General features: G+C 77.5%; 15 protein-coding genes. 8 read left to right on the forward strand and 7 right to left on the reverse strand.

What is annotated here, in order from left to right; genetic code table 11:
* Positions 1-9: 9 nt before the first annotated feature.
* Positions 10-3,270 carry an ATP-dependent helicase gene (locus FB586_RS10700; protein WP_136519299.1) on the forward strand — a complete coding sequence of 1,087 codons (3,261 nt, stop codon included), beginning with the start codon at positions 10-12 and terminating at the stop codon, positions 3,268-3,270.
* Positions 3,267-6,626 carry an ATP-dependent helicase gene (locus tag FB586_RS10705; RefSeq protein ID WP_222928342.1) on the forward strand — a complete coding sequence of 1,120 codons (3,360 nt, stop codon included), beginning with the start codon at positions 3,267-3,269 and terminating at the stop codon, positions 6,624-6,626. Before FB586_RS10700 ends, FB586_RS10705 begins: the two co-directional genes overlap by 4 nt.
* 19 nt (positions 6,627-6,645) lie before the next feature.
* Here the strand turns inward: FB586_RS10705 and FB586_RS10710 are convergent, their stop codons facing one another.
* Positions 6,646-7,584: a phosphotransferase gene (locus FB586_RS10710; protein ID WP_136519300.1), complete on the reverse strand. Its 939-nt coding sequence runs from the start codon at positions 7,582-7,584 to the stop codon at positions 6,646-6,648.
* Between the two features lie 158 nt (positions 7,585-7,742).
* Here FB586_RS10710 and nudC point away from each other — a divergent pair, with 158 nt between their 5' ends.
* A complete protein-coding gene (gene nudC / locus FB586_RS10715; protein ID WP_136519301.1) occupies positions 7,743-8,741 on the forward strand; it encodes an NAD(+) diphosphatase in 999 nt (332 codons plus the stop codon).
* A 3-nt stretch (positions 8,742-8,744) separates the two neighbouring features.
* Here nudC and FB586_RS10720 read toward each other — a convergent pair whose 3' ends face one another.
* Positions 8,745-9,005, reverse strand: a complete 261-nt coding sequence (locus FB586_RS10720) for a mycoredoxin (protein ID WP_136519302.1) — start codon at positions 9,003-9,005, stop codon at positions 8,745-8,747.
* Positions 9,006-9,123: 118 nt separating this feature from the next.
* Between FB586_RS10720 and FB586_RS10725 the strand changes: the two genes are divergently transcribed.
* On the forward strand, positions 9,124-11,199 hold the full coding sequence (locus FB586_RS10725) for an ATP-dependent helicase (protein WP_136519303.1): 2,076 nt from the start codon (positions 9,124-9,126) through the stop codon (positions 11,197-11,199).
* A gap of 130 nt (positions 11,200-11,329) precedes the next feature.
* On the opposite strand, the gene FB586_RS20180 is transcribed toward FB586_RS10725, so the two are convergent.
* Positions 11,330-11,452, reverse strand: a complete 123-nt coding sequence (locus FB586_RS20180; protein ID WP_281276663.1) for a hypothetical protein — start codon at positions 11,450-11,452, stop codon at positions 11,330-11,332.
* A gap of 279 nt (positions 11,453-11,731) precedes the next feature.
* Here FB586_RS20180 and FB586_RS10730 point away from each other — a divergent pair, with 279 nt between their 5' ends.
* Positions 11,732-12,076 carry a WhiB family transcriptional regulator gene (locus tag FB586_RS10730; protein ID WP_281276664.1) on the forward strand — a complete coding sequence of 115 codons (345 nt, stop codon included), beginning with the start codon at positions 11,732-11,734 and terminating at the stop codon, positions 12,074-12,076.
* Between the two features lie 111 nt (positions 12,077-12,187).
* On the opposite strand, the gene FB586_RS10735 is transcribed toward FB586_RS10730, so the two are convergent.
* Together FB586_RS10735 and FB586_RS10740 are read right to left on the reverse strand one after the other, a co-directional pair.
* Complete coding sequence (locus FB586_RS10735; RefSeq protein WP_136519304.1) at positions 12,188-13,234, reverse strand: ThiF family adenylyltransferase; 1,047 nt, start codon at positions 13,232-13,234, stop codon at positions 12,188-12,190.
* A 139-nt stretch (positions 13,235-13,373) separates the two neighbouring features.
* On the reverse strand, positions 13,374-13,532 hold the full coding sequence (locus FB586_RS10740) for a DUF5679 domain-containing protein (protein ID WP_136519305.1): 159 nt from the start codon (positions 13,530-13,532) through the stop codon (positions 13,374-13,376).
* Between the two features lie 203 nt (positions 13,533-13,735).
* Between FB586_RS10740 and FB586_RS10745 the strand changes: the two genes are divergently transcribed.
* A complete protein-coding gene (locus FB586_RS10745; protein ID WP_136519306.1) occupies positions 13,736-14,437 on the forward strand; it encodes a M48 metallopeptidase family protein in 702 nt (233 codons plus the stop codon).
* Between the two features lie 10 nt (positions 14,438-14,447).
* On the opposite strand, the gene FB586_RS10750 is transcribed toward FB586_RS10745, so the two are convergent.
* Positions 14,448-15,905 (reverse strand): zinc-dependent metalloprotease, encoded by a 1,458-nt coding sequence (locus FB586_RS10750; protein ID WP_136519307.1) that lies wholly within the window; start codon positions 15,903-15,905, stop codon positions 14,448-14,450.
* Positions 15,906-16,023: 118 nt separating this feature from the next.
* Here FB586_RS10750 and FB586_RS10755 point away from each other — a divergent pair, with 118 nt between their 5' ends.
* On the forward strand, positions 16,024-17,154 hold the full coding sequence (locus FB586_RS10755; protein ID WP_246036692.1) for a YlbL family protein: 1,131 nt from the start codon (positions 16,024-16,026) through the stop codon (positions 17,152-17,154).
* Positions 17,155-17,252: 98 nt separating this feature from the next.
* On the opposite strand, the gene FB586_RS10760 is transcribed toward FB586_RS10755, so the two are convergent.
* Positions 17,253-17,852, reverse strand: a complete 600-nt coding sequence (locus tag FB586_RS10760; RefSeq protein ID WP_370741066.1) for a PPA1309 family protein — start codon at positions 17,850-17,852, stop codon at positions 17,253-17,255.
* Positions 17,853-17,979: 127 nt separating this feature from the next.
* Here FB586_RS10760 and FB586_RS10765 point away from each other — a divergent pair, with 127 nt between their 5' ends.
* Positions 17,980-21,018: a UPF0182 family membrane protein gene (locus FB586_RS10765; protein ID WP_136519309.1), complete on the forward strand. Its 3,039-nt coding sequence runs from the start codon at positions 17,980-17,982 to the stop codon at positions 21,016-21,018.
* Positions 21,019-21,036: the final 18 nt, after the last annotated feature.

Genomic DNA, 21,036 nt, shown 5'->3' on the forward strand with positions numbered 1-21,036 from the left:
ATCGTCGCCGTGACGACAGCAGCGACCACGCGCCTCCTGCCGCCGCCCACCGTGCGCGCGCGGGCCGCCGGTGACGTCGTGCCGGACCTCGACCCGGTCCAGCGGGACGTGGTCGAGCGCGTCGCGGCGGGTCGCGACGCCGTCCTGCTCGTCACCGGCGCCCCCGGGACGGGCCGGACGACGGTCGCGCTCGAGGCCGCCGCCGCGGCGGTCGAGGCGGGGCTCGCGCCCGACGACGTCCTCGTCCTGGCGGCGTCGCGCCGCAGCGCGGGCGAGCTGCGCGACCGGCTCGCGGTCCGCCTCGGCCGGACGGCGGGGCGCCCGCTCGTCCAGACGCCCGCGGCCGTCGCCTTCGCGGTGCTGCGGGCGCGCGCCGGTGCGCTGGGCGAGCCGCCGCCCGTCCTCGTCTCCGGCCCGGAGCAGGACCTCGCGCTCGCGGAGCTGCTGGCCGGGCACGCGTCCGGCGAGGTGCCCGGGCCGGACTGGCCGGCGGGGGTCCCGGCGGAGGCCCGCACGGCGCGGGCCTTCCGCGACGAGCTGCGCGACCTGCTGATGCGCGCCGCCGAGCGGGGCCTGGCACCGGCGGACCTCGCGGCCCTCGGCCGCCGGCACGGTCGGCCCGCCTGGACCGCCGCGGCCGCCGTCTACGCGGAGTACCTCGACGTGATGGCGCTCGCGGCGGCCACGCCCGACGCGGGCGAGCGGCTCGACCCCGCCGTGGTCGTGGACGCCGCCGTCGCGGCGCTGCGCGGCTGGGACGACGAGGTCCCCGGCGTGCCGTGCCCGCAGCGGTCGCTCGTCGTCGTCGACGACCACCAGGAGAGCACCGCGGCGACCGCGCGCCTGCTGCGGGCCTTCGCCGACCGCGGTGCACGGCTGCTGCTGCTCGGCGACCCGGACGTCGCGGTCCAGACCTTCCGCGGTGCCGACCCCTCGCTCGTCGCGCGCGCGGCGGTCGCCGGCACCGGCACCGGTGAGCTCGGCGCGGCGCACGTCGTGCTGCCCACCGTGTGGCGGCAGACGCCGGCGCTGCGGGAGGTGACGTCGCGGGTCGTCGAGCGGATCGGGGCGGTCGGCACGGTCGCGCACCGGCGCGCGACGACGCCCGCGGGGGTCGACGACGGCCCCGCGCCCCGGGTCGCGGTGCTGCCCAGCGGGGCGCAGGAGGCCGCGTTCGTCGCGCACGAGCTGCGGACCGCGCACCTGCGCCGCGGGGTGCCGTGGGACGAGATGGCCGTGGTCGCCCGGTCGGGCGCGCGCGTGACCGTGCTGCGGCGGGCCCTCGCGCAGGCCGGCGTGCCCGTGCGGGTGGTGGGCTCGGACGTCCCGCTGCGCGACGAGCCCGCGGTGCGTCCCCTGCTCGACGCGGTGCGGGTCGCGGTCGGCGAGCCCCTCGAGGTGGACACCGCGGCGCGGCTGGCGTGCTCCCCGCTGGGCGGCCTCGACACGGTCGGCCTGCGCCGGGTCCGCCGTGCGCTGCGCGCGGAGGAGCTCGCGGGTGGCGGCGGCCGCTCGAGCGACGCGCTCCTCGTCGAGGTGCTCGAGGCCCCGGGCCGCGCGGCGACGCTGCCGCCGCACGTGGCGCGCCCCGTCGAGCGCCTGGCGGCCGTGCTGCAGGCCGGGCGGGACGCGGCCGCGGCGCCGGGCAGCGACGTCGAGTCGGTCCTCTGGGCCGTGTGGGACCGCGCGGGTCTCGCGGAGCCGTGGCGGCGCGTGGCGCTCGCGGGCGGGGCCGCGGGCGAGCGCGCGGACCGGGACCTCGACGCCGTGCTCGCGCTGTTCAAGGCCGCCGAGACGTTCGTCGACCGCAACCCGCAGGCCGCCCCGGCGACGTTCGTCGACTGGGTCCTCGCCCAGGACCTGCCGGCGGACTCGCTGGCCCCCAGCTCGCGTGCCGCGGGCGTCAGCGTGCTGACCCCGGCGGGCGCCGCGGGTCGCGCCTGGGACCTCGTCGCGGTGGTCGGGGTGCAGGACGGTGCGTGGCCGGACCTGCGGCTGCGCGACTCCCTGCTCGGCGCGCAGGCGCTCGTCGACGTCGTGGCCGGGCGCAGCGCGGCGCAGCCCGCGGGCGGCTCCGGCGCCGCGGCCGACGGCGCCGGCGCGCGGGCCGCCGTGCTGGCCGACGAGCTGCGCGCCTTCGCGCTGGCCTGCTCGCGCGCCCGCACACGCCTGCTCGTCACGGCCGTCGACGACCAGGACACGACGCCCTCGCCGTTCCTCGACCTCGTGGACCCGGCACCGGGCGACGGCCCGGACCCGCGGCGCACGTCCGCCCCCGCGCCGCTCGACCTGCGCGGCCTCGTCGCACGCCTGCGCGCCACGCTCGAGCGCACCGCGCGCGACACGGGCGTGCCCGACGCCGCGGCCGCCCGGACGCTCGCACGCCTCGCCCGCGCGGGCGTGCCCGGGGCGCACCCGGACGTGTGGTTCGGCCTCGCGGCGCCGTCGAGCACGGCACCGCTGTGGAGCCCGGAGGAGCGCGTACCCGTCTCGCCCTCCCGGCTGGAGACGGCGCAGCGGTGCACCCTGAGGTGGGCGCTCGAGTCGGCGGGCGGCACGCCCGCGTCCTCGGCGCTGCAGTCCCTCGGGACGCTCGTGCACGCCATCGCGCAGGAGCACCCCACCGCGGACCGCGAGACCCTCGCGGCGGAGCTGGACCGGCGCTGGCCCGAGCTCGGCCTGGGCGAGGGGTGGCCGGCCGTCGCCGCGCGCCGCCGCGCCGACGCCATGGTCGACCGGCTCGCGGCCTACCTGCGCTCGGCGGGCGAGCCCCTGCTCGTCGAGGCGCCGTTCACGCTCGAGACCGACCGTGCCGTCGTGCGCGGCTCCGTCGACCGGGTCGAGCTCGTCGGGCGCGCCGCGGGGGGCGAGGGAGAGGACGACGGGAACCAGGTCCCGGCCGTCCGCGTGGTCGACCTCAAGACCGGCTCGCGCGTGCCCACGACCACGCAGGCCGCGGAGCACCCGCAGCTCGGTGCCTACCAGCTCGCCGTGGACGCGGGTGCGGTGCCCGGGCTGCCCGACGGGACGGTCAGCACCGGCGCCCACCTGGTCTACCTCGCGCAGGGGTCCGGCAAGCCGACGGAGCGGCGGCAGTCGGCCCTCGGGCCCGAGACCGACGGCCCGAGCTGGGCACGCGCGCTCGTCGACGAGGTGGCCGCACGCATGGCCGCGTCGGCGTTCGAGGCCCGGGGCAACGAGCTGTGCGACCGGTGCCCCGTCCGGCGGGCGTGCCCGCTGCGCGCCGAGGGCGCGCAGGTGGTCGCGTGACGGGCGTCGAGGCCGCGGCCGCGTCCACGACGCCCGTCCTGTCGGCCGAGCGGATCGCCACCCTCGTGGGGCAGCACCCGCCGACCGAGGAGCAGCGGCGCGTCATCGAGGCGCCCCTGCGCCCGTCCCTCGTCGTCGCGGGCGCCGGCTCGGGCAAGACGGAGACGATGGCGGGCCGCGTCGTGTGGCTGGTGGCGAACGGGCTCGTGGCACCCGAGCAGGTGCTCGGACTGACGTTCACGCGCAAGGCGGCGGGGGAGCTGGCGGAGCGGGTCCGGCGGCGCCTGCGCGCGCTGGCCCGTGCCGCCGCCCGCGAGGGGGTCGCCCTGCCGACGGGTGCGGACGTGCTCGACGAGCTCGCGCGCCCGCACGTGTCGACCTACCACGCGTACGCCGCGAGCCTGGTGTCGGACCACGCGCTGCGCCTGGGGGTCGAGCCCGGTGCCCGCCTGCTCGGCGAGGCCGCCCAGTGGCAGCTCGCCGCGCAGGTCGTCGAGTCGTGGAGCGGGGACCTGGCGACCGCGGCGGCGACGTCGACCGTGGTGGACGCGGTGCTGTCCCTGTCGGGTGCGCTCGACGAGCACCTGCTGGACCCGGCGGACGCGCGCACCCGCGTCGAGCAGCTCGCCGCGGACCTCGCGGCGACGCCCGTCGGCGAGGACCGGCGGGCCCCGCGGGCGAAGGCACGGGACCTGGTCGCCTCCCTCGGCGAGCGGGCGCGGGTGCTCGACCTCGTCGCCGAGTACCGGGCGCGCAAGCGGGCGGCCGAGTCGCTGGACTTCGGCGACCAGGTCGCGCTCGCGGCGCGCATCGCGCGGGACGCGCCGGAGGTCGGCGCGGGGGAGCGGGCCCGCTACCGCGTGGTCCTGCTCGACGAGTACCAGGACACGTCCTACGCCCAGCTCGTGCTGCTGTCGGCGCTGTTCTCCGGCGGCCACCCCGTGACCGCGGTCGGGGACCCGCACCAGTCGATCTACGGCTGGCGCGGCGCCAGCCCGGGCGGCCTCGCGCGCTTCCCGGAGACGTTCCCCGTGGTGGAGCCCGCGGCGGGCCGGGGCGGCCGCGAGCGGCGACGCCCGGCGGACGTGGTGGAGCTGTCGACCTCGTGGCGCAACGACGTGGCGGTGCTCGCGGCCGCCAACGTCGTGGCCGCGCCCCTGCGCGCGGCGGGCAGCCGCGTCGACGTACCGGAGCTGCGACCGCGCCCCGGTGCCGGCACGGGCACGGTGCTGGCGGCCGTCGCCGAGACGGTCGAGGAGGAGGCGGCGACCGTCGCCGCGTTCGTCGCCGGGCAGTGGCGACCCGGCTCGCACCCGGACGGACGGCGCACGGCGGCCGTGCTGTGCCGCAAGCGGTCGCAGTTCGAGCCGCTGCGGCGGGCGCTGCGGGCCGAGGGGCTGCCGGTCGAGGTCGTCGGTCTCGGCGGGCTGCTCGCCGCACCGGAGGTCGTCGACCTCGTCGCCGTGCTCCAGGCCGCGCACGACCCCACCCGGGGGGACGCGCTCGTGCGGCTGCTCACCGGGGCGCGCACCCGGCTCGGCGCGGCCGACCTGCACGCCCTCGGCGACTGGGCCCGGCAGGGCGCCCGGACGCATGCGCGCGACCCGCGGGCGGGCGGTGTCGAGGCCGACGTCGTGGACGAGCGCAGCCTCGTCGACGCCCTCGACGACCTCCCTCCCGAGGGATGGCGCAGCCCTGCAGGCCGCTCCCTCACGCGTGTCGGCCGCGCACGCCTGCGGGAGCTCGCGCACGTCCTGCGCGCGGTGCGGGCGCAGCAGGGGCTCTCGCTGCCCGAGCTCGTCAACGAGGCCGAGCGCCTCCTGGGCCTCGACATCGAGGTGCAGGCGCGCGCGGACGTCGAGCCGGGCCGTGCGCGCGCCCACCTCGACGCGTTCGCCGACGTCGTCGCGGAGTTCGCCCGCGGCGCGGACCGCCCCAGCCTCGGTGCGCTGCTCGCCTGGCTCGAGGCGGCCGACGCGCGGGAGGACGGCCTCGAGCTGCCCGTCACCGAGCCTGACCCGGACGCGGTGCAGCTCATGACGGTGCACGCCGCCAAGGGCCTGGAGTGGGACGCCGTCGCGGTCGCCGGCATGGTCGACGGGGGACTGCCGGCGACGCCCGTGCTCGGCCCCGACGGCCCCAAGGACTCCGGCTGGCTCACCGGGCTGGGCGTGCTGCCGTACCCCTTGCGCGGCGACGCCGACGACCTGCCGCGGCTCGAGTGCGCCGGTGCCGCCGACGCGAAGGACCTCGCGGAGCGCATCACCCGGTTCACGCACGACGCGGGCGAGCACGAGGTCGCCGAGGAGCGCCGGCTCGCCTACGTCGCCGTCACCCGGGCCCGGGACCGCCTGCTGCTCACGGCGGCACGCTGGGCCGACGCGAAGGCGCCCCGCCGGGTCTCGCCGTTCCTGACCGAGCTCGTCGACGCGGGCCTCGTCGAGGTGACCGCCTGGGCGGACGAGCCCGCCCCGGACGCGACGAACCCCCGCGCCGAGCTCGTGCAGAGCGCCGTCTGGCCCGCGGACCCGTTCGGCCGCGACGGCGCCGCGCCTCGCCGGCCCGCCGTCGAGGCGGCCGCGGCCGCGGTACTCGCCGCGCTGGACGGCGAGGCCCCGGCCCCCGCCGGCGCCGGCCCGGGGACGGAGCCGCCGCCCGAGGGCGAGGACTGGGACGCCCTCGCCGACCGGCTCCTCGCCGAGCAGGCCGAGCGGCGCCGCGGCGACGCGCATGTCGCGCTGCCGGCCCACCTGTCGGCGTCGTCGCTCGTCCGGCTCGACGCGGACGCGGACGCGTTCGCGCTCGGCCTGCGCCGACCCGTGCCGCGCGAGCCGTCCCGGCAGGCCCGGCGCGGCACCGCCTTCCACGCCTGGGTGGAGGCCTGGTACGGGCGCGCCACCCTCGTCGACCTCGACGACCTGCCGGGCGCGGACGACGACTCCGTGCCCGTGGACGCCGACCAGGCGGAGCTGCGGGCGGCGTTCCTGCGCACGCCCTGGGCGCACCGCGCCCCGCTCGCCGTGGAGGTCGACGTCGAGACGACGATCGGCGGGTACGTGCTGCGCTCGCGCATCGACGCCGTGTTCGCCGACCCGGACCGCCCCGGCACGCCGGGAGCCGTCGTGGTGGTCGACTGGAAGACCGGCGCGCCGCCGACCGACCGCGCCGAGCGGGAGTCGCGCGCTCTCCAGCTGGCGGTGTACCGGCTCGCGTGGGCGCGCTGGACGGGGACGGACCCGGCTCTGGTGCGGGCCGCGTTCTGCTACGTCGGCGCGGGCGTGACCGTCACGCCCGACCGGCTGCCCGACGAGGGGGAGATCGCCGCGCTCCTGGCCGCGGCCGCGCCGGTCGGGTGAGCGGGGCGTGCGGGGGCGCCTACAGCGCCGCGGCGGCCTCGTCCTCGACGCGGGTGTGCTCGTCGAGGTCGTGCAGCATGCCCACCGCGTCGTCGACCACGTCGCGCCGGCCGGCCCGCACGCCGTGCAGCAGCCAGCGCGCGAGCGCCAGCTCGCCCGCGAGCATCGCGCGGTCGGCCAGGTGCGGGTCGGTCAGCTCGGTGCGCCGCAGCAGGTACGCCTCGAGGATCGCGTCGACCGCGTCCTGGGGCGCCGCGACGAGCAGCCACGACAGGTCGTCCGCGGGGTCTGCCACCATGGTGCTGCCCCAGTCCAGCACGCCGACGACGGCCTCGTCGGCGACGAGCACGTGGGCGCTCGTGAGGTCGCCGTGCACGACCGTCGGGCGGAAGCGCCACAGGGCGACGTCCTCGAGCTGCTCCTCCCACCGCCGCAGCAGCGTGGGCGGCACGAGTCCCGTGCGGGCGGCCTCGTCCACCTCGGCCTGACGTCGTTCGCGGTAGCTGCCCGCGTCGTACACGGGCAGGCCCGCGTCCTCCACGACCGCCGTGGGCAGCTCGTGCACGGCGGCCAGCGCCCGCCCCACGGACGCCGCGAGGCCGGGGCCAGGTCGCAACGTCTCCAGCCGCAGCGGCCGCCCCGCGACCTCGCGGTGCACGCACGCGCGGCCGCCCTCGGGGAGGTGGGCGAACCCGGCGGGGCGCGGCACCGCGAACGGCAGGCGGCCCTCGTCCACGTGGGGCGCGAGCCCCTCGAGCAGGGCGACCTCGGCCTCGAGCGCCGCTCCCGCGGCCGCGTTCTGCGGCGCGCGCACGACCCACCGGCGACGCACCGAGTCCACGACGACGGCGACGTCGAAGTCGCCGGCCGCTGCGGTCGGCCGGCGCACGTCGTACGCGTCGAGCCCGGGGATCGCGACGGTCGCGAGGGCGGCGAGGGCGAGGGGCGAGCGGGTCACGTCCGCCAGCGTAGGTGGGGTGGCGGCACGAGCCGCGGTGCTGCCCGGGCGTGTTGGAGGTCCGTTTCGTCCGCCGCGCACACCCGCCGCCGGCCGGTGGGCGTCGCGGGAGGTACCGCGAGGCGGCGCCGGCAGGTGGCCGCGCGTAGCGTGACGACGTGACGCCCGACCTCCTCGCCGACCTCCCGCTCGCCCGCAGCCGCACCGACCGCGCCGCGCTCCTGCGCGAGGACCCCGAGGTGCTGCCGGCCGCCCTCGCCGACGACCGCACGCGGGTGCTGGTGGTGCGCGACGGCGGCGTGCGCACGGACGGCCCGGACCGGGTGCGCTGGTACGCGCCCGACGAGGCGCGTGCGCAGGCGGCGGCCGTGCTGGGTCCGGACGGCGCACCGGACGACGCGTGGCTGCTGCTCGGGGCCGAGGACGACGGCGCCCGCGTGCTCGCGCTGCGGCTGCCGGACCGCACGCCGCCGGCCCCGGTCCCGGGCCCGGCGGACGCGGCGGTGCACGGGGCGCGCCGCCCGGCGGGGGCCGGGCGCGAGGACGACGGGTGGGCGTCCCTGCGCGTCGTCGGCGCGGCCCTCGACGCCCGGGACGCCGGCCTGGCGACGACGGCCGTGGCGCTCGACGCGTGGCACGACCGCCACCCCCGGTGCCCGCGGTGCGGAGCGCCGACGCGCAGCGCGCAGGCCGGGTGGTCCCGCGTCTGCGACGTGGACGCCTCGGAGCACTACCCGCGCACGGACCCGGCCGTGATCATGGCCGTGGTCGACGCCGACGACCGGCTGCTGCTCGGGCACGCGACGGCCTGGCCCGAGGGCCGCTACTCGACCCTCGCGGGGTTCGTCGAGGCGGGCGAGTCGGCGGAGCAGGCCGTGCGGCGCGAGGTGCGCGAGGAGACCGACGTGGTCGTGGACCGCGTCGAGTACCGCGGGAGCCAGCCGTGGCCGTTCCCGGGCTCGCTCATGCTCGGCTACCGCGCCCACGCCGTGCGCACGGAGGTCACGGTCGACGGGCAGGAGATGGCCGCGGCGCGGTGGTTCACCCGGGACGGGCTCGCGGACGAGGTCCGGGCCGGCACGGTCCTGCTGCCGGGGCGCGCCTCGATCGCCCGCGCGCTCGTGGAGGAGTGGTTCGGCGGGCGGATCGAGGACTGAGGCTCAGAGCCCCAGGCGCGCCTTGACCTCGGCGAGAGAGGGGTTCGTCGCGGCCGAGCCGTCGGGGAACACGAGGGTCGGCACCGTCTGGTTGCCCTCGTTCACGGACTCGACGAACGCGGCCGCGTCGGGCTGCTGCTCGATGTCGACCACGTCGTAGGCGATGCCCGCCGAGTCCATCTGCGTCCGCAGCCGGCGGCAGTAGCCGCACCACGTGGTGGAGTACATCGTCACGGTGCCCGGGGCCGGCGTCGTCTGCGTCATGGCGGCAGCCTGCCACGCGCCGCCGACGCCCTGCGCGTCCCCGCAGGAGGCGTTCGCGCCGGGCGTAGCCGGGGCCCGTGGCCCGCCCTGTCGGTGCCGGCTGCGACACTGGACGGCGATGTCCGCCGACGCCCTCCTCGACGCGCTGGACCCCGAGCAGCGCGCGGTCGCCACCGCCCTCACGGGGCCCGTCTGCGTGCTCGCCGGCGCCGGCACCGGCAAGACGCGGGCGATCACGCACCGCATCGCCTACGGCGTGCGCACGGGCGTGTACCGGCCCGCCTCGGTCCTCGCGGTCACGTTCACCGCGCGTGCCGCGGGCGAGATGCGGGTGCGCCTGCGCGACCTGGGCGCGTCGGGCGTGCAGGCCCGGACGTTCCACGCGGCCGCGCTGCGGCAGCTGGGGCACTTCTGGCCCCGGGTCGTGGGCGGTGCGCCGCCCCGGCTGCTCGAGCAGAAGGCGCCGATCGTGGCGGAGGCGGGCCGCCGGGTGGGCGTCTCGCTCGACCGGGTGTCGGTGCGCGACCTGTCCTCGGAGATCGAGTGGGCCAAGGTCTCGCTCGTGCCGGCCGACGACTACCAGCGGGCGGCCGAGGCCGTGCGACGCCCGGCACCCGCAGGCCAGGACCCGCAGGTGGTGGCACGCATGCTCACGGCCTACGAGGACGTCAAGGCCGAGCGCGGCGTGATCGACTTCGAGGACGTGCTGCTGCTGCTCGCGGCGATGCTCGGCCAGCGCGGCGAGATCGCGGAGGAGGTGCGCGCGCAGTACCGGCACCTGGTGGTCGACGAGTACCAGGACGTCAGCCCGCTGCAGCAGCACCTGCTCGAGCAGTGGCTGGGCGGCCGCCACGACCTGTGCGTGGTCGGCGACCCGAGCCAGACCATCTACTCGTTCGCGGGCGCGAGCCCGCACCACCTGCTGACGTTCACGCGTCGGCACCCGCGCGCGACCGTCGTCCGCCTGGTCCGCGACTACCGGTCGACGCCGCAGGTCGTCGGCCTGGCCAACCGCGTGCTGACGGCCACCCGCCGTCCCGGTGACCCGGCGCCGCTGCACCTGGTCGCCCAGCAGCCCGACGGGCCGCCGGTCCGGTTCACGGGGTACGACGACGACGAGGCGGAGGCCGCGGGGGTCGCGGCGCGGGCGGCGCGGCTCGTCGCGGCCGGCGTGCCGGCGAGCGAGATCGCGGTGCTCTACCGCACCAACGTGCAGGCGGAGGTGTTCGAGCAGGCGCTCGCCGCCGCCGGTGTGGGGTACCAGGTGCGCGGCGGCGAGCGGTTCTTCTCCCGGCGCGACGTGCGCGACGCGCTCGTGCTGCTGCGCGGCGGCGCGCGCGCCGCCGATCCCGACGTGCCGCTCGGGGAGGCCGCGCGTGACGTGCTGCGCTCCGCCGGGTGGGCCCCGGAGCCCCCGGCGGCGCGGGGTGCGGCGCGCGAGCGGTGGGACGCGATGCAGGCCCTCGTCGGGCTGGCCGACGACCTCGCGGCCGCCCGCGCCGGGGCCACGCTGGTGGACCTCGTCGCGGAGCTCGACGAGCGCGCCGCCGCCCAGCACGCGCCGACGGTCGACGGGGTCACCCTCGCGTCGCTGCACGCCGCCAAGGGCCTCGAGTGGGACGCGGTCTTCCTCGTGGGCCTGAGCGACGGCCTCATGCCCATCTCGCTCGCGCAGACGGACGCCGCCGTGGCCGAGGAGCGCCGGCTGCTGTACGTCGGCGTGACGCGCGCCCGGCGGCACCTCGAGCTGTCGTACGCGGCCGCGCGGACGCCGGGGTCGCGCGCCGTGCGGCGCCGGTCCCGCTTCCTCGACGGACTCTGGCCGGGGGACGGGGCACGCGGCGGGCGGGCGACCGCGGCCGGCGTGCGTGCCTGGGTGGCCGGGGCGTCGGACCGGGGCGGAGCGGGGAGCCGGCGGGACGGCTCCGGGGCGGGCGCGCCCGACCCGGCGGTCCTCGACCGCCTGCGGGCCTGGCGGGCCGGCGTCGCCGCCGAGCGGGGCGTCCCCGCGTTCCGTGTGCTGCCGGACGTCGCGCTCGAGGCGGTCGCCTCGGCGATGCCCACCGCGCCGGCCGAGCTGCAGCGCGTGCAGGGTCTCGGGCAGACGCGGCTGCGCGAGTACGGGGCCGACCTGCTGCGTGTGGTGGCCGGGGACGACGTCCTCGTCGGGCGGGGCCGCGCACCCCGCCGCTGAGTGCGTCGCGCCGCTCCTCGGAACGGGCGTCGGATCGTCAGACGGGCGGGTCGAGAAACTTCTTCGGCGGTTCTCGTTTAATTCCTTGTGACGTGCCTCGCGGCGCCCCTAGGGTGGTCCACGTCCTTGATCACGAGGTGCTGCCCGACCAGGCGGCGCCGTCCCGGAAGGAGGTGGGTGCAGAGATGGAGAGCATGACGATGACCGGCATCGCCGTCACGCAGCACGCGTACGCGCGGACGCTCGCGCCCACCCCCGTCAAGTTCCGGGGCGCAGCTGTGCCCGCAGCAGGGTGCGTCCGTGGGGGCTTTGCGCCCACTGCAGCGACGCCTGCCCGCCGTCGGCGCACTGCCACGTCCGGCATCGATCTGCGACACAGGACTCTGTAAGCCACACGCGCACGGCGTGACGGCCGCGGAGTCCGATCCGGATCCGCGGCCTTCTCATTTCTCCGGCTCCTCGCCGGGTTGAGCGGCCCGTCGATCCGACCTCGACGCACCACAGCTCAACCGAGGATCACCAGGAGGACATCGTGCGGCTCACGACGCTGCTCGACACCATGGACCACAGCGGATCCGGCCCGTGGCCCACCGACAGCACCGCGACGACGGACGACCGCCAGCAGTTCGACCGCATGGTCGCCGACCTCATCCCCTGCCGGTCGAACGACCCCGAGCTGTGGTTCGCCGAGCGCCAGGCCGACGTGGAGCGCGCAAAGGCGCTCTGCCAGACCTGCCCCCTGATCGAGGGCTGCCTCGCGGGCGCCGTCGAGCGCGCCGAGCCGTGGGGCGTCTGGGGCGGTCAGGTCTTCGTCGGCGGTGTGGTCGTGCCCACCAAGCGCGGGCGCGGCCGGCCCCGGAAGGTCGCGGCCGCCTGACCGGCGGTCCGTCACGTCGTCACCACCCCTCGCCGGGTCCCGGCCGCCGCTGCGGCCGGGGCCCGGCGTCGCCGTACCCGCACCGCCCGGTGCTCGCACCGTCCCGGCCGGTCAGGTGCGCGGTGCCGGGTCCGGCTCGGGCGGCGCCGTGCACCCGCAGTCCGGGTGCGGTGCCCAGGTGCGCAGCCGGGGCACGAGGTCGGGCACCGCGACCTCGGCGGTCGCCCCGCACAGCGTGGGCACGGCACCCGCGAGCATCGTGAGGACCTGCGCGGCCGCGAGGGCCGCGCACGTGGCCGCGAGGAGCCCGACCTCGCCCGTCGGCTCGGCCGCCGGCGTCGCGGTGCGGTCGGTCCGACCCGTGACCGCGGCGAGCACCCGCGGCCAGGCGGGGTCCACGTCGGCGCGGTGCAGGTCGAGGCAGCGCAGGCACGGGTCCGCACCGGGCCGCACGCACGGCCCGACCACGGCGTCCGCGGTGCGCACGACCACCGACAGGTGCGGCACCCGCGCCGACAGGAGCAGCGCGGCCCGGGCCGGGTCGGCGGCGTCCCGCTCGACGACCACGACCACGTCCGGCTCCGCGTCGCGGTCGACCCGCACCTCGGGGGCGACGTCCCGCAGCGCACGGCGCAGCGCCGCGGCCCGCGGGACGCCCACGTCGCTCCACCGGTGCGCACCCGCGGCGACGTCACGGGACCGGACGGGGGCGTCGTCGTCGAGGAGCAGCGTGCCCACGCCGGAGGTCGCGAGCAGCCGGGCGATGCCGGCACCGGTGGGTCCCAGGCCGACGACGCCGACGACCGCGGCGGCGCGCGCCGTGACGACCGACTCGCCGGACGCGTCGGCGCGCAGCAGCGTCCACGCCGCCGCGTCGGCGGCGGTCGGCCCGCGGACGAGGTCCGCGCGGTGGGGGTCGGGTCGCACGAGACCGGCGGCGTGCAGGGCGGCCAGGGTCGCCTGCGCCGCGGGCCCGCGGGACCGCACCAGCGCGTCGAGGTCGGTGCCGTCCTCGACGGCGCACCACATCGTGGCCTCGTGGGGGTCGAGGCCGTCCAGCACGACGGCCCACCGGGGGTCGGTCCCGACCTGGACGGCGTCGGCGGACCGCGGCAGGACGCGCAGCCCGGGGAGCAGGCGGAGCGGGGTGCGGGTCACGGCGTCACCCTGGCAGGGCGTCGCCAGCCGCGGTGCGCGTCGTCCACAGCACCCGTCGCGGGGGGCCGGACGCGCCGAGGGCACCGTCGCAGGCGACGGCGCCCTCGTGAGCGTCTGCGCGGACGTGGCCGCGGTGAGGTCAGGCCTTGCCGAGGATCCGGTTGAGCTTCGTGCCGCAGACGGGGCACGTGGCCTTGGCCATGCGGCGGCCGGACTCGGAGACGACGACGTCGCCCTCCGCCTCCCGCTTCTCCTTGCACTTCACGCAGTAGAACTCGCCCGCCCAGGTGTCGGCCATGTGGTCCCTCCTCGTCCTCCGTCAACGGACGGCGGGGGGCCGTCCGGGCACCGGACCGTCGACGGCCACCGTGCGGTCTCACAGTAGACCGGACGCCGTCGTCGTCCCCGTGGCTGCGGTGCGCCGCGCCGTCCCGGACGGGTGAACGGGTTCGCGCGGGTCGGTGCACCCGCCGTGCACGGCGAGGGCGCTAGCGTGCGTGCATGCCGACGCCGCGCGAGCCGGACCCGCGGGGTCTGCCCGTGCCCGCGGTGGAGGTCCGCCGGTCGCGCCGCCGGGTGCGGACGGTCAGCGCGTGGCGCGAGGGCGAGCGGACCGTCGTGGCGATCCCCGCGCGGTTCACCCGTGCGCAGGAGCGCGAGTGGGTCGGACGCATGGTCGAGCGCCTCGCCGCCCAGGAGCGCCGGCGTCGTCCCTCCGACGCCCAGCTGCTCGCGCGCGCGCAGGACCTCTCGCGGCGCTACCTGGGCGGGCGCGCGGTCCCGTCGACGGTCCGCTGGTCCTCGAACCAGGGGCGGCGCTGGGGGTCCTGCACGCCGTCCGACGGGACGATCCGGATCAGCGACCGCGTGCGGGGGATGCCGCGCTGGGTCCTCGACTACGTCCTGCTGCACGAGCTCGCGCACCTGCTGCAGCCGGGGCACGGCCCGGACTTCTGGGCGGAGCTGGCCGCGTACCCGCACACGCAGCGGGCGCGCGGCTTCCTCGAGGGCTACGCGTTCCTGCGCGACGGCCCGCCCGCGGGCGAGGGGCCCGCCGAGCCGCCGGCCGACGACGCGTCCGACGCCGACGACACCGTCGAGGGGGACGTCGTCCTGGACGAGCCCCTGGCCGCGGAGGACGACGCGGGGCAGGACCTCGACGGGCCGGCGGACGACGGCGAGGCGGCCGGCCCGGCCCGGTGACGCGGCGGCGTCAGCCCGCGGCCCCCTCCGGACCGCGGTGCTCGTCCTCGTCCGGTCCGCGGTCGCCGGTGGCGGCGTCCGCGTCCAGGATCTCGGCGAGCGCGCGGTCGAGGTCCGCGCTGCCCTCGGCCTCGGCCTGGCGGCGCGCGTCGTAGCCGGCCGGGTCGTCGAGGTCCTCGGACGTCGGCACCAGGTCGGGGTGGGCCCAGACCGCGTCGCGCCCGTCGACGCCGCGGGTCGCGCCGAGGTGCGCCCAGACCTCGGCCGCGTCGCGCAGCCGGCGGGGGCGCAGCTCGAGACCGACGAGGCTCGCGAACGTCTGCTCGGCGGGTCCGCCGGCGGCGCGCCGGCGGCGCACCATCTCGCGCAGCGGCACGGCGTGCGGCAGGTGGGGTGCGGCGGCAGCGGTGGCGACCTCGTCGACCCAGCCCTCGACGAGCGCGAGGGCGGTCTCGAGGCGGGCGAGCGCCGCCTCCTGCGCGGGTGTCGTGCGGGGCGCGAAGACGCCGCCCGACAGCGCCTCCTGCAGCGCGGCCTGGTCGGTCGGGTCGATGGACCGGACCGCCTCCTCGAGCTGGTCGACGTCGATCTCGATGCCCCGCGCGTACGACGCGACGGCCTCGAGCAGGTGCGCGCGCAGCCAGGGCACGTGCGCGAAGAGCCGGCTGGCCGCGGCCTCGCGCAGGGCGAGGTAGAGCCGCACCTCCTCGGGCGGCGCGTCCAGCCCCTCGGCGAACGCGTCGACGTTCGCGGGGACCAGCGCGGGGGCGGAGCGCTCGAGGAGCGGCAGCCCGATGTCCGTCGTGCCGAACACCTCGCGGGCGAGGGTGCCCGCGGCCTGACCGACCTGCAGGCCGAACACGGCCGAGCCGAGGCCGCGCAGGAGCTGGGCCGGGTCGCCGAACGGCATCCCCGCCGGGAAGCCGCCCGGCAGGCCGAGCGGGCCGTCCTCGTCGGGGTCCGGGCGCAGCGCCTCCGCCAGCGCCTCGGCGAGCGAGGCGGCCACCGGCTCGGTGAGCGTGCGCCACGTCGGCAGGGTCGCCTCGACCCACTCGGCCCGGCTCCACGCACGGGCCGGCCCGGGCGACGGGGGCAGGTCGGTGGCCGCGTCGAGCCACAGCTCCGCGACGGACAGCGCGTCGACGACCTCGCGGGCGCGTGCGGGGGACAGGGACGGGTCGCCGCCCTGCGCGGCCTGCCGGCGCGCGAGGTCGTGCGCCATCTGCCAGTTGACCGGCTCGTCGCCCGACGTCGCGAGCATGCGCTGCACCTGCGCCATCGCCTGCTGCAGGGCGGCCGGGTCGGCGGGCAGGCCGGATGCCGCGGCCATCGCGGCGGGGTCGACACCCATCGACCGCATGCGCGCGATGGCCTCGTCGGCGGCGGGGCCGAGCATCGCGCGCAGGACCTGCTCCCACTGCTCCGGGTCCTGCTGGGGACCGCCGGGGGCGGGGACGTCGGGGCTCATGCGGGCCTCCTGGCTCGGGGGGCACCACCGTAACCACGGCCGCGCCGGCGCCGGCAGGAGGGGGTGCGCCGGTTCGCTCAGGGCGGACCGACGCGCGGACGTGCGCGATGATCGGTGCGTGCTCGACGACCAGCCCGTCCCGCCCGGCTCCGCGGACCCCGCCCCCGCCACGACCTCCGAGGCCGACGCGCGCCCGCGGGCGACGCCGCGGGCGCTCGTGCTGTCCGTCGGGATGCTCCTCACGGCCGCGCTCGCGGGCGTGCTCGTGGTGCTGCCGGCCCCGTACGCGGTGACCAGCCCCGGGCCGACCCGCGACGTGCTGGGGGAGGCGGAAGGCACCCCGCTCATCCAGGTCGAGGGCGCGCAGACGTACCCGTCGAGCGGTGAGCTGCGCCTGACGACGATCTCGGGCACCGGCGGCCCGGGCTACCCGTCGTACGTGTCGACGGTGCTGCGCGGCTGGGCGTCCGTGACGTCGGTCGTCCGTCCGGTCGAGGAGGTCTTCCCCCCGGACGCGACGCAGGAGGAGATCGACGAGTCGAACACCGAGCTCATGGTGTCGTCGCAGGAGAACGCGACGGTGGCCGCGCTCACCGAGCTCGGCTACGAGGTGCCGGCGACGCTCGTGGTCGCCGGCACGGTCGAGGGCACGCAGGCGGAGGGCCTCCTGGAGGAGGGGGACGTCCTGACCGCCATGGACGGCGAGGCCCTGCCCGACTACCAGACGCTCGTGGCCCGCCTGCAGGACGTGACGCCGGGGGACGCGGTGACGCTCGCGGTGACCCGGCACGGGCAGCCGCTCGAGGTCGAGGTGACGACGGGCGAGCGCGAGGACGGCGGCGCGCAGATCGGCGTCTACGTCGACCCGTCGTTCGAGCTGCCCGTGGACGTGACCATCAGCATCGACGGCATCGGCGGGCCGAGCGCCGGCACGATGTTCGCGCTGGGGATCGTCGACGTGCTGACCCCCGAGGACGAGGCGGACGGCGAGGTCATCGCCGGGACCGGGACGATCGACGTGACGGGCGAGGTCGGGCCGATCGGGGGCATCCGGCAGAAGCTCGCCGGCGCCCGCCGGGACGGTGCCGCGTGGTTCCTCGCGCCGGCCGGCAACTGCGGCGAGGTCGTCGGCCACGTGCCGGACGGCCTGCGCGTCGTGCGGGTCGCCACGCTGCACGACGCGCGCGAGGCCATGACGGCGATCGGCGCGCGGGAGGCGGACGACCTGCCCACCTGCACCGCGGGCTGAGCCCGCCCCACCTGCACCGCGGGCTGAGCCCGCCGCACCTGCACCGCGGGCTGAGCCCGCCGCACCCGCGCGGCGGGCCGGGCCGGCCCGGGCGCGCGTCAGTCGAGCGTCGCCCGCACGGCCTGCACGAGCCCGGGCACGAAGTCCGGGCCCTGACCGACCGCGTCGTCGCTGTCGTGCGCCCGGGTGCGCAGGGCGCACCACGCCGGTCCGGCCCGCAGCGCGCCGACGGCGATCCGGACGTCCTGCCGGGCCGGGTGCGCCAGCAGCGCGGACAGCGCCTGCTCGGGGTCGTCGGGCAGGTCCGCCTCCGCCTCGGGCGGCAGCACGACGCGCTCCACCGTGACGGCCGCGCCGTCGACGGCCGGCGGCCAGGACAGCCCGGCGAGCAGCTGCTCGAGGTCGTCCGCCGCGGGCAGCCCCTCCTGCTCGATCGACGTCAGGTGCCAGTCGTCGGCCTCGGCGGCCGCCAGCACGGCCGGGTCGAGCTGTGCCGCGAGCCCGGGCTCGGAGGCCAGCGCCGCGCGCGTGCGCACGAGCGCGAAGACGCGGACGGGTGCGTCCCACCCGGCGCCCGCGACGTGGTGCTCGATCTCGCGGACGGCGTCGGCCAGGGCGCGCACGGCGCGGGCGTCGGGCCCGGACGCGGAGGGGTGGTCGGAGGGGGCCGGGGACGGGGGAGTGCTCACGCGGGCCATCGTCGCACCGCGTGTGGGAACCTGGGGGGCCGCCGGCGCGTTCGCCAGGCGACGGGTCCCGCCCGTCCGCTCGACGGACCGCACACCGGCCCGAGGAACCCCGAGAAACGACGAGGAACGCCACGCCGTGACCTTCGCCTCCCCGCCCCGCCCACGACCGGACGCGCCGCGCCGCCGCGGCCCCCTGGTCCCGACGCTGATCACGCTCGCCGCGATCGTCGTCCTCGTCCTGGTGCTCGCCCAGGTCTGGACCGAGGTGCTGTGGTTCTCGCAGCTCGGGTTCACCGAGGTGATCCGCACCGAGTGGCTGACCCGCGCCGTGCTGTTCGTGCTCGGGTTCCTCGTGATGGCCGCGGCCGTGGGCTTCTCCCTCAGCTACGCGTACCGCTCGCGCCCCGTGTACGCGCCGTCGACGCCGGAGCAGGCGAGCCTCGACCAGTACCGCGAGGCCATCGAGCCGCTGCGCCGCCTGGTGCTCGTGGTCGGCCCCGTGGTGCTCGGCCTGTTCGCGGGCGGCGCGGCGTCCCAGCAGTGGACGACCGTGCAGCTGTGGCTGAACGGCCGGGAGGTCGGGGAGTCCGACCCGCAGTGGGGCATGGACATCGGCTTCTACCTGTTCACGCTGCCCGGCCTGCGGTTCGTCGTCTCGTTCCTCATGGCGGTCGTCGTCCTGTCGATCATCGCGGCGGTCGCGACGCACTACCTGTACGGCGGCCTGCGGATCGGCGGCCGGCAGAGCGGCGCGCCGCGCACGACGCGTGCGGCCCGCGTGCACCTGGCGGTGCTGGGTGCGCTGGTCCTGCTGCTCATCGCGGCGAACTACTGGCTGGACCGGTACTCGATCCTGACGAAGCAGCAGACCGGGGGGCAGCGCTGGCAGGGCGCGGGCTTCACCGACGTCAACGCGGTCATCCCGTCGAAGGCGATCCTCGCGGTCGCTGCGGTCGTCGTCGCCGGCGCGTTCGTCGCGACGGCCTTCAGCGGCAACTGGCGCCTGCCGGCCATCGGCGTGGGGCTCATGGTCGTCGCCGCGATCGTGGTCGGCGGGGTCTACCCCGCGGTCGTGCAGCGGTTCCAGGTGCAGCCGAACCAGCAGGACGCCGAGGCGGACTACATCCAGCGCAACATCGACGCCACGCTGGCGGCGTACGACCTCGAGGACGTGCAGACCAGCGAGTACGACGCGAACGTGACCGCGGAGCCGGGCGCGCTGCGCGAGGACGCGGAGACGACCGCCTCGATCCGCCTGCTCGACCCGAACATCGTCTCGCCGTCGTTCAAGCAGCTGCAGCAGATCCGCGGCTTCTACGACTTCCCCGACTCGCTCGCGGTCGACCGCTACACGATCGACGGCGAGAGCCGCGACACGGTCATCGCGGTGCGCGAGCTCAACCAGGAGGGCCTGAACGCCCAGCAGCGCAACTGGACCAACGACACGACCGTGTACACGCACGGGTACGGCGTCGTCGCCGCCTACGGCAACACCCGCGGTGCGCGCGGTGCACCGGAGTTCTGGGAGAGCGGGATCCCGACCGCCGAGGCCGCGACCTCCGACCAGCTCGGCGAGTACGAGCCGCGCATCTACTTCGGCCAGTCGTCGCCGGAGTACTCGATCGTCGGCGGCCCCGAGGGCAGTGACGGGTGGGAGTTCGACTACCCGGACGACGAGACGGGCACCGGCTCGGTGCCGTACCGCTTCCCGACGCAGGACACCTCCGCCGGCCCGTCGGTGGGGAACATGTGGCACAAGCTGCTGTACGCGCTCAAGTTCGGCGACGAGCAGATCCTGTTCTCCGAGCGCGTCAACGAGAACTCGCAGATCCTCTACGACCGCAACCCGCGCGACCGCGTCGCGAAGGTCGCCCCGTACCTCGACCTCGACGGGCGCGTGTACCCGGCGGTGGTCGACGGGCGGGTCAAGTGGATCGTCGACGGCTACACGACGTCGGACCAGTACCCGTACGCGGCCACGCGCTCCCTCGAGGAGGCCACGACGGACTCCCTCACCGAGCGGACCGCCACGGTCGAGGCGCTGCTGCCCAAGCAGGTCAACTACATCCGCAACTCGGTGAAGGCCACGGTCGACGCGTTCGACGGCTCGGTCGACCTGTACGCGTGGGACACCGAGGACCCGGTCCTGCAGGCGTGGGCGGACGTCTTCCCGACGTCGCTGCAGCCGCTGGAGGAGATCAGCGGCGACCTGATGAGCCACCTGCGCTACCCGGAGGACCTGTTCAAGGTCCAGCGGGCGCTGCTCGGGCAGTACCACGTCACCGACGCGGGCCAGTTCTTCTCCGGGAACGACTTCTGGCAGAGCCCGGCCGACCCGACCACGTCCAACGCCGAGGTCGCGCAGCCGCCGTACTACCTGACGCTGCAGATGCCGGGCGAGGACGAGGCGACGTTCTCGCTGATGTCGACGTTCATCCCCAGCGGTGCGAACGCGCGCAACGTGCTCACCGGCTACCTGGCGGTCGACGCGGACGCCGGCTCGACCGCGGGGGAGATCGCCGAGGGGTACGGCACGCTGCGGCTCCTGGAGCTGCCGCGTGACTCGACCGTCCCCGGCCCGGGCCAGGCGAGCGCGAACTTCACGGCCGACCCGGTCGTGTCGAACGAGCTCAACATCCTCGCGCGCGGCGACTCGACGGTGCGGCGCGGCAACCTGCTGACCCTGCCCGTCGGCGGCGGCCTGCTGTACGTCCAGCCGGTGTACGTGCAGGCGTCCAGCGGCACGACGTTCCCGCTGCTGCAGCGCGTGCTCGTGTCGTTCGGCGACGAGATCGGGTTCGCGCAGACCCTCGACGGGGCGCTCGACCAGGTCTTCGGCGGCGACTCGGGGGCGGACGCGGGCGACGCCGGCGCCGAGCCCGTGGAACCGCCTGCGGGCGGGGAGGAGCCGGTCGAGGGCGGCGACACCGGGACGGGTGCCACGCCGGCCCCGACCGGGGAGGCCACGCCGGCCCCGACCGAGGGTGCCCCGGCTGCGCCGCCGGCCGACGCCCGGACCGCGCTCGACACGGCGCTGCGCGACGCGCAGGCGGCGATCGAGGCCGGTCAGGCCGCCCTCGCCGAGGGTGACTTCGCGGCCTACGGCGAGGCGCAGCAGCGGCTCGACGAGGCCCTGCAGCGGGCGATCGACGCGGAGGAGCAGCTGGGCGGCTGAGCCCGGGGCACCGCGACG

This window comes from Cellulomonas telluris (assembly GCF_004886325.1).
Taxonomy (GTDB): Bacteria; Actinomycetota; Actinomycetes; order Actinomycetales; family Cellulomonadaceae; genus Cellulomonas; species Cellulomonas telluris.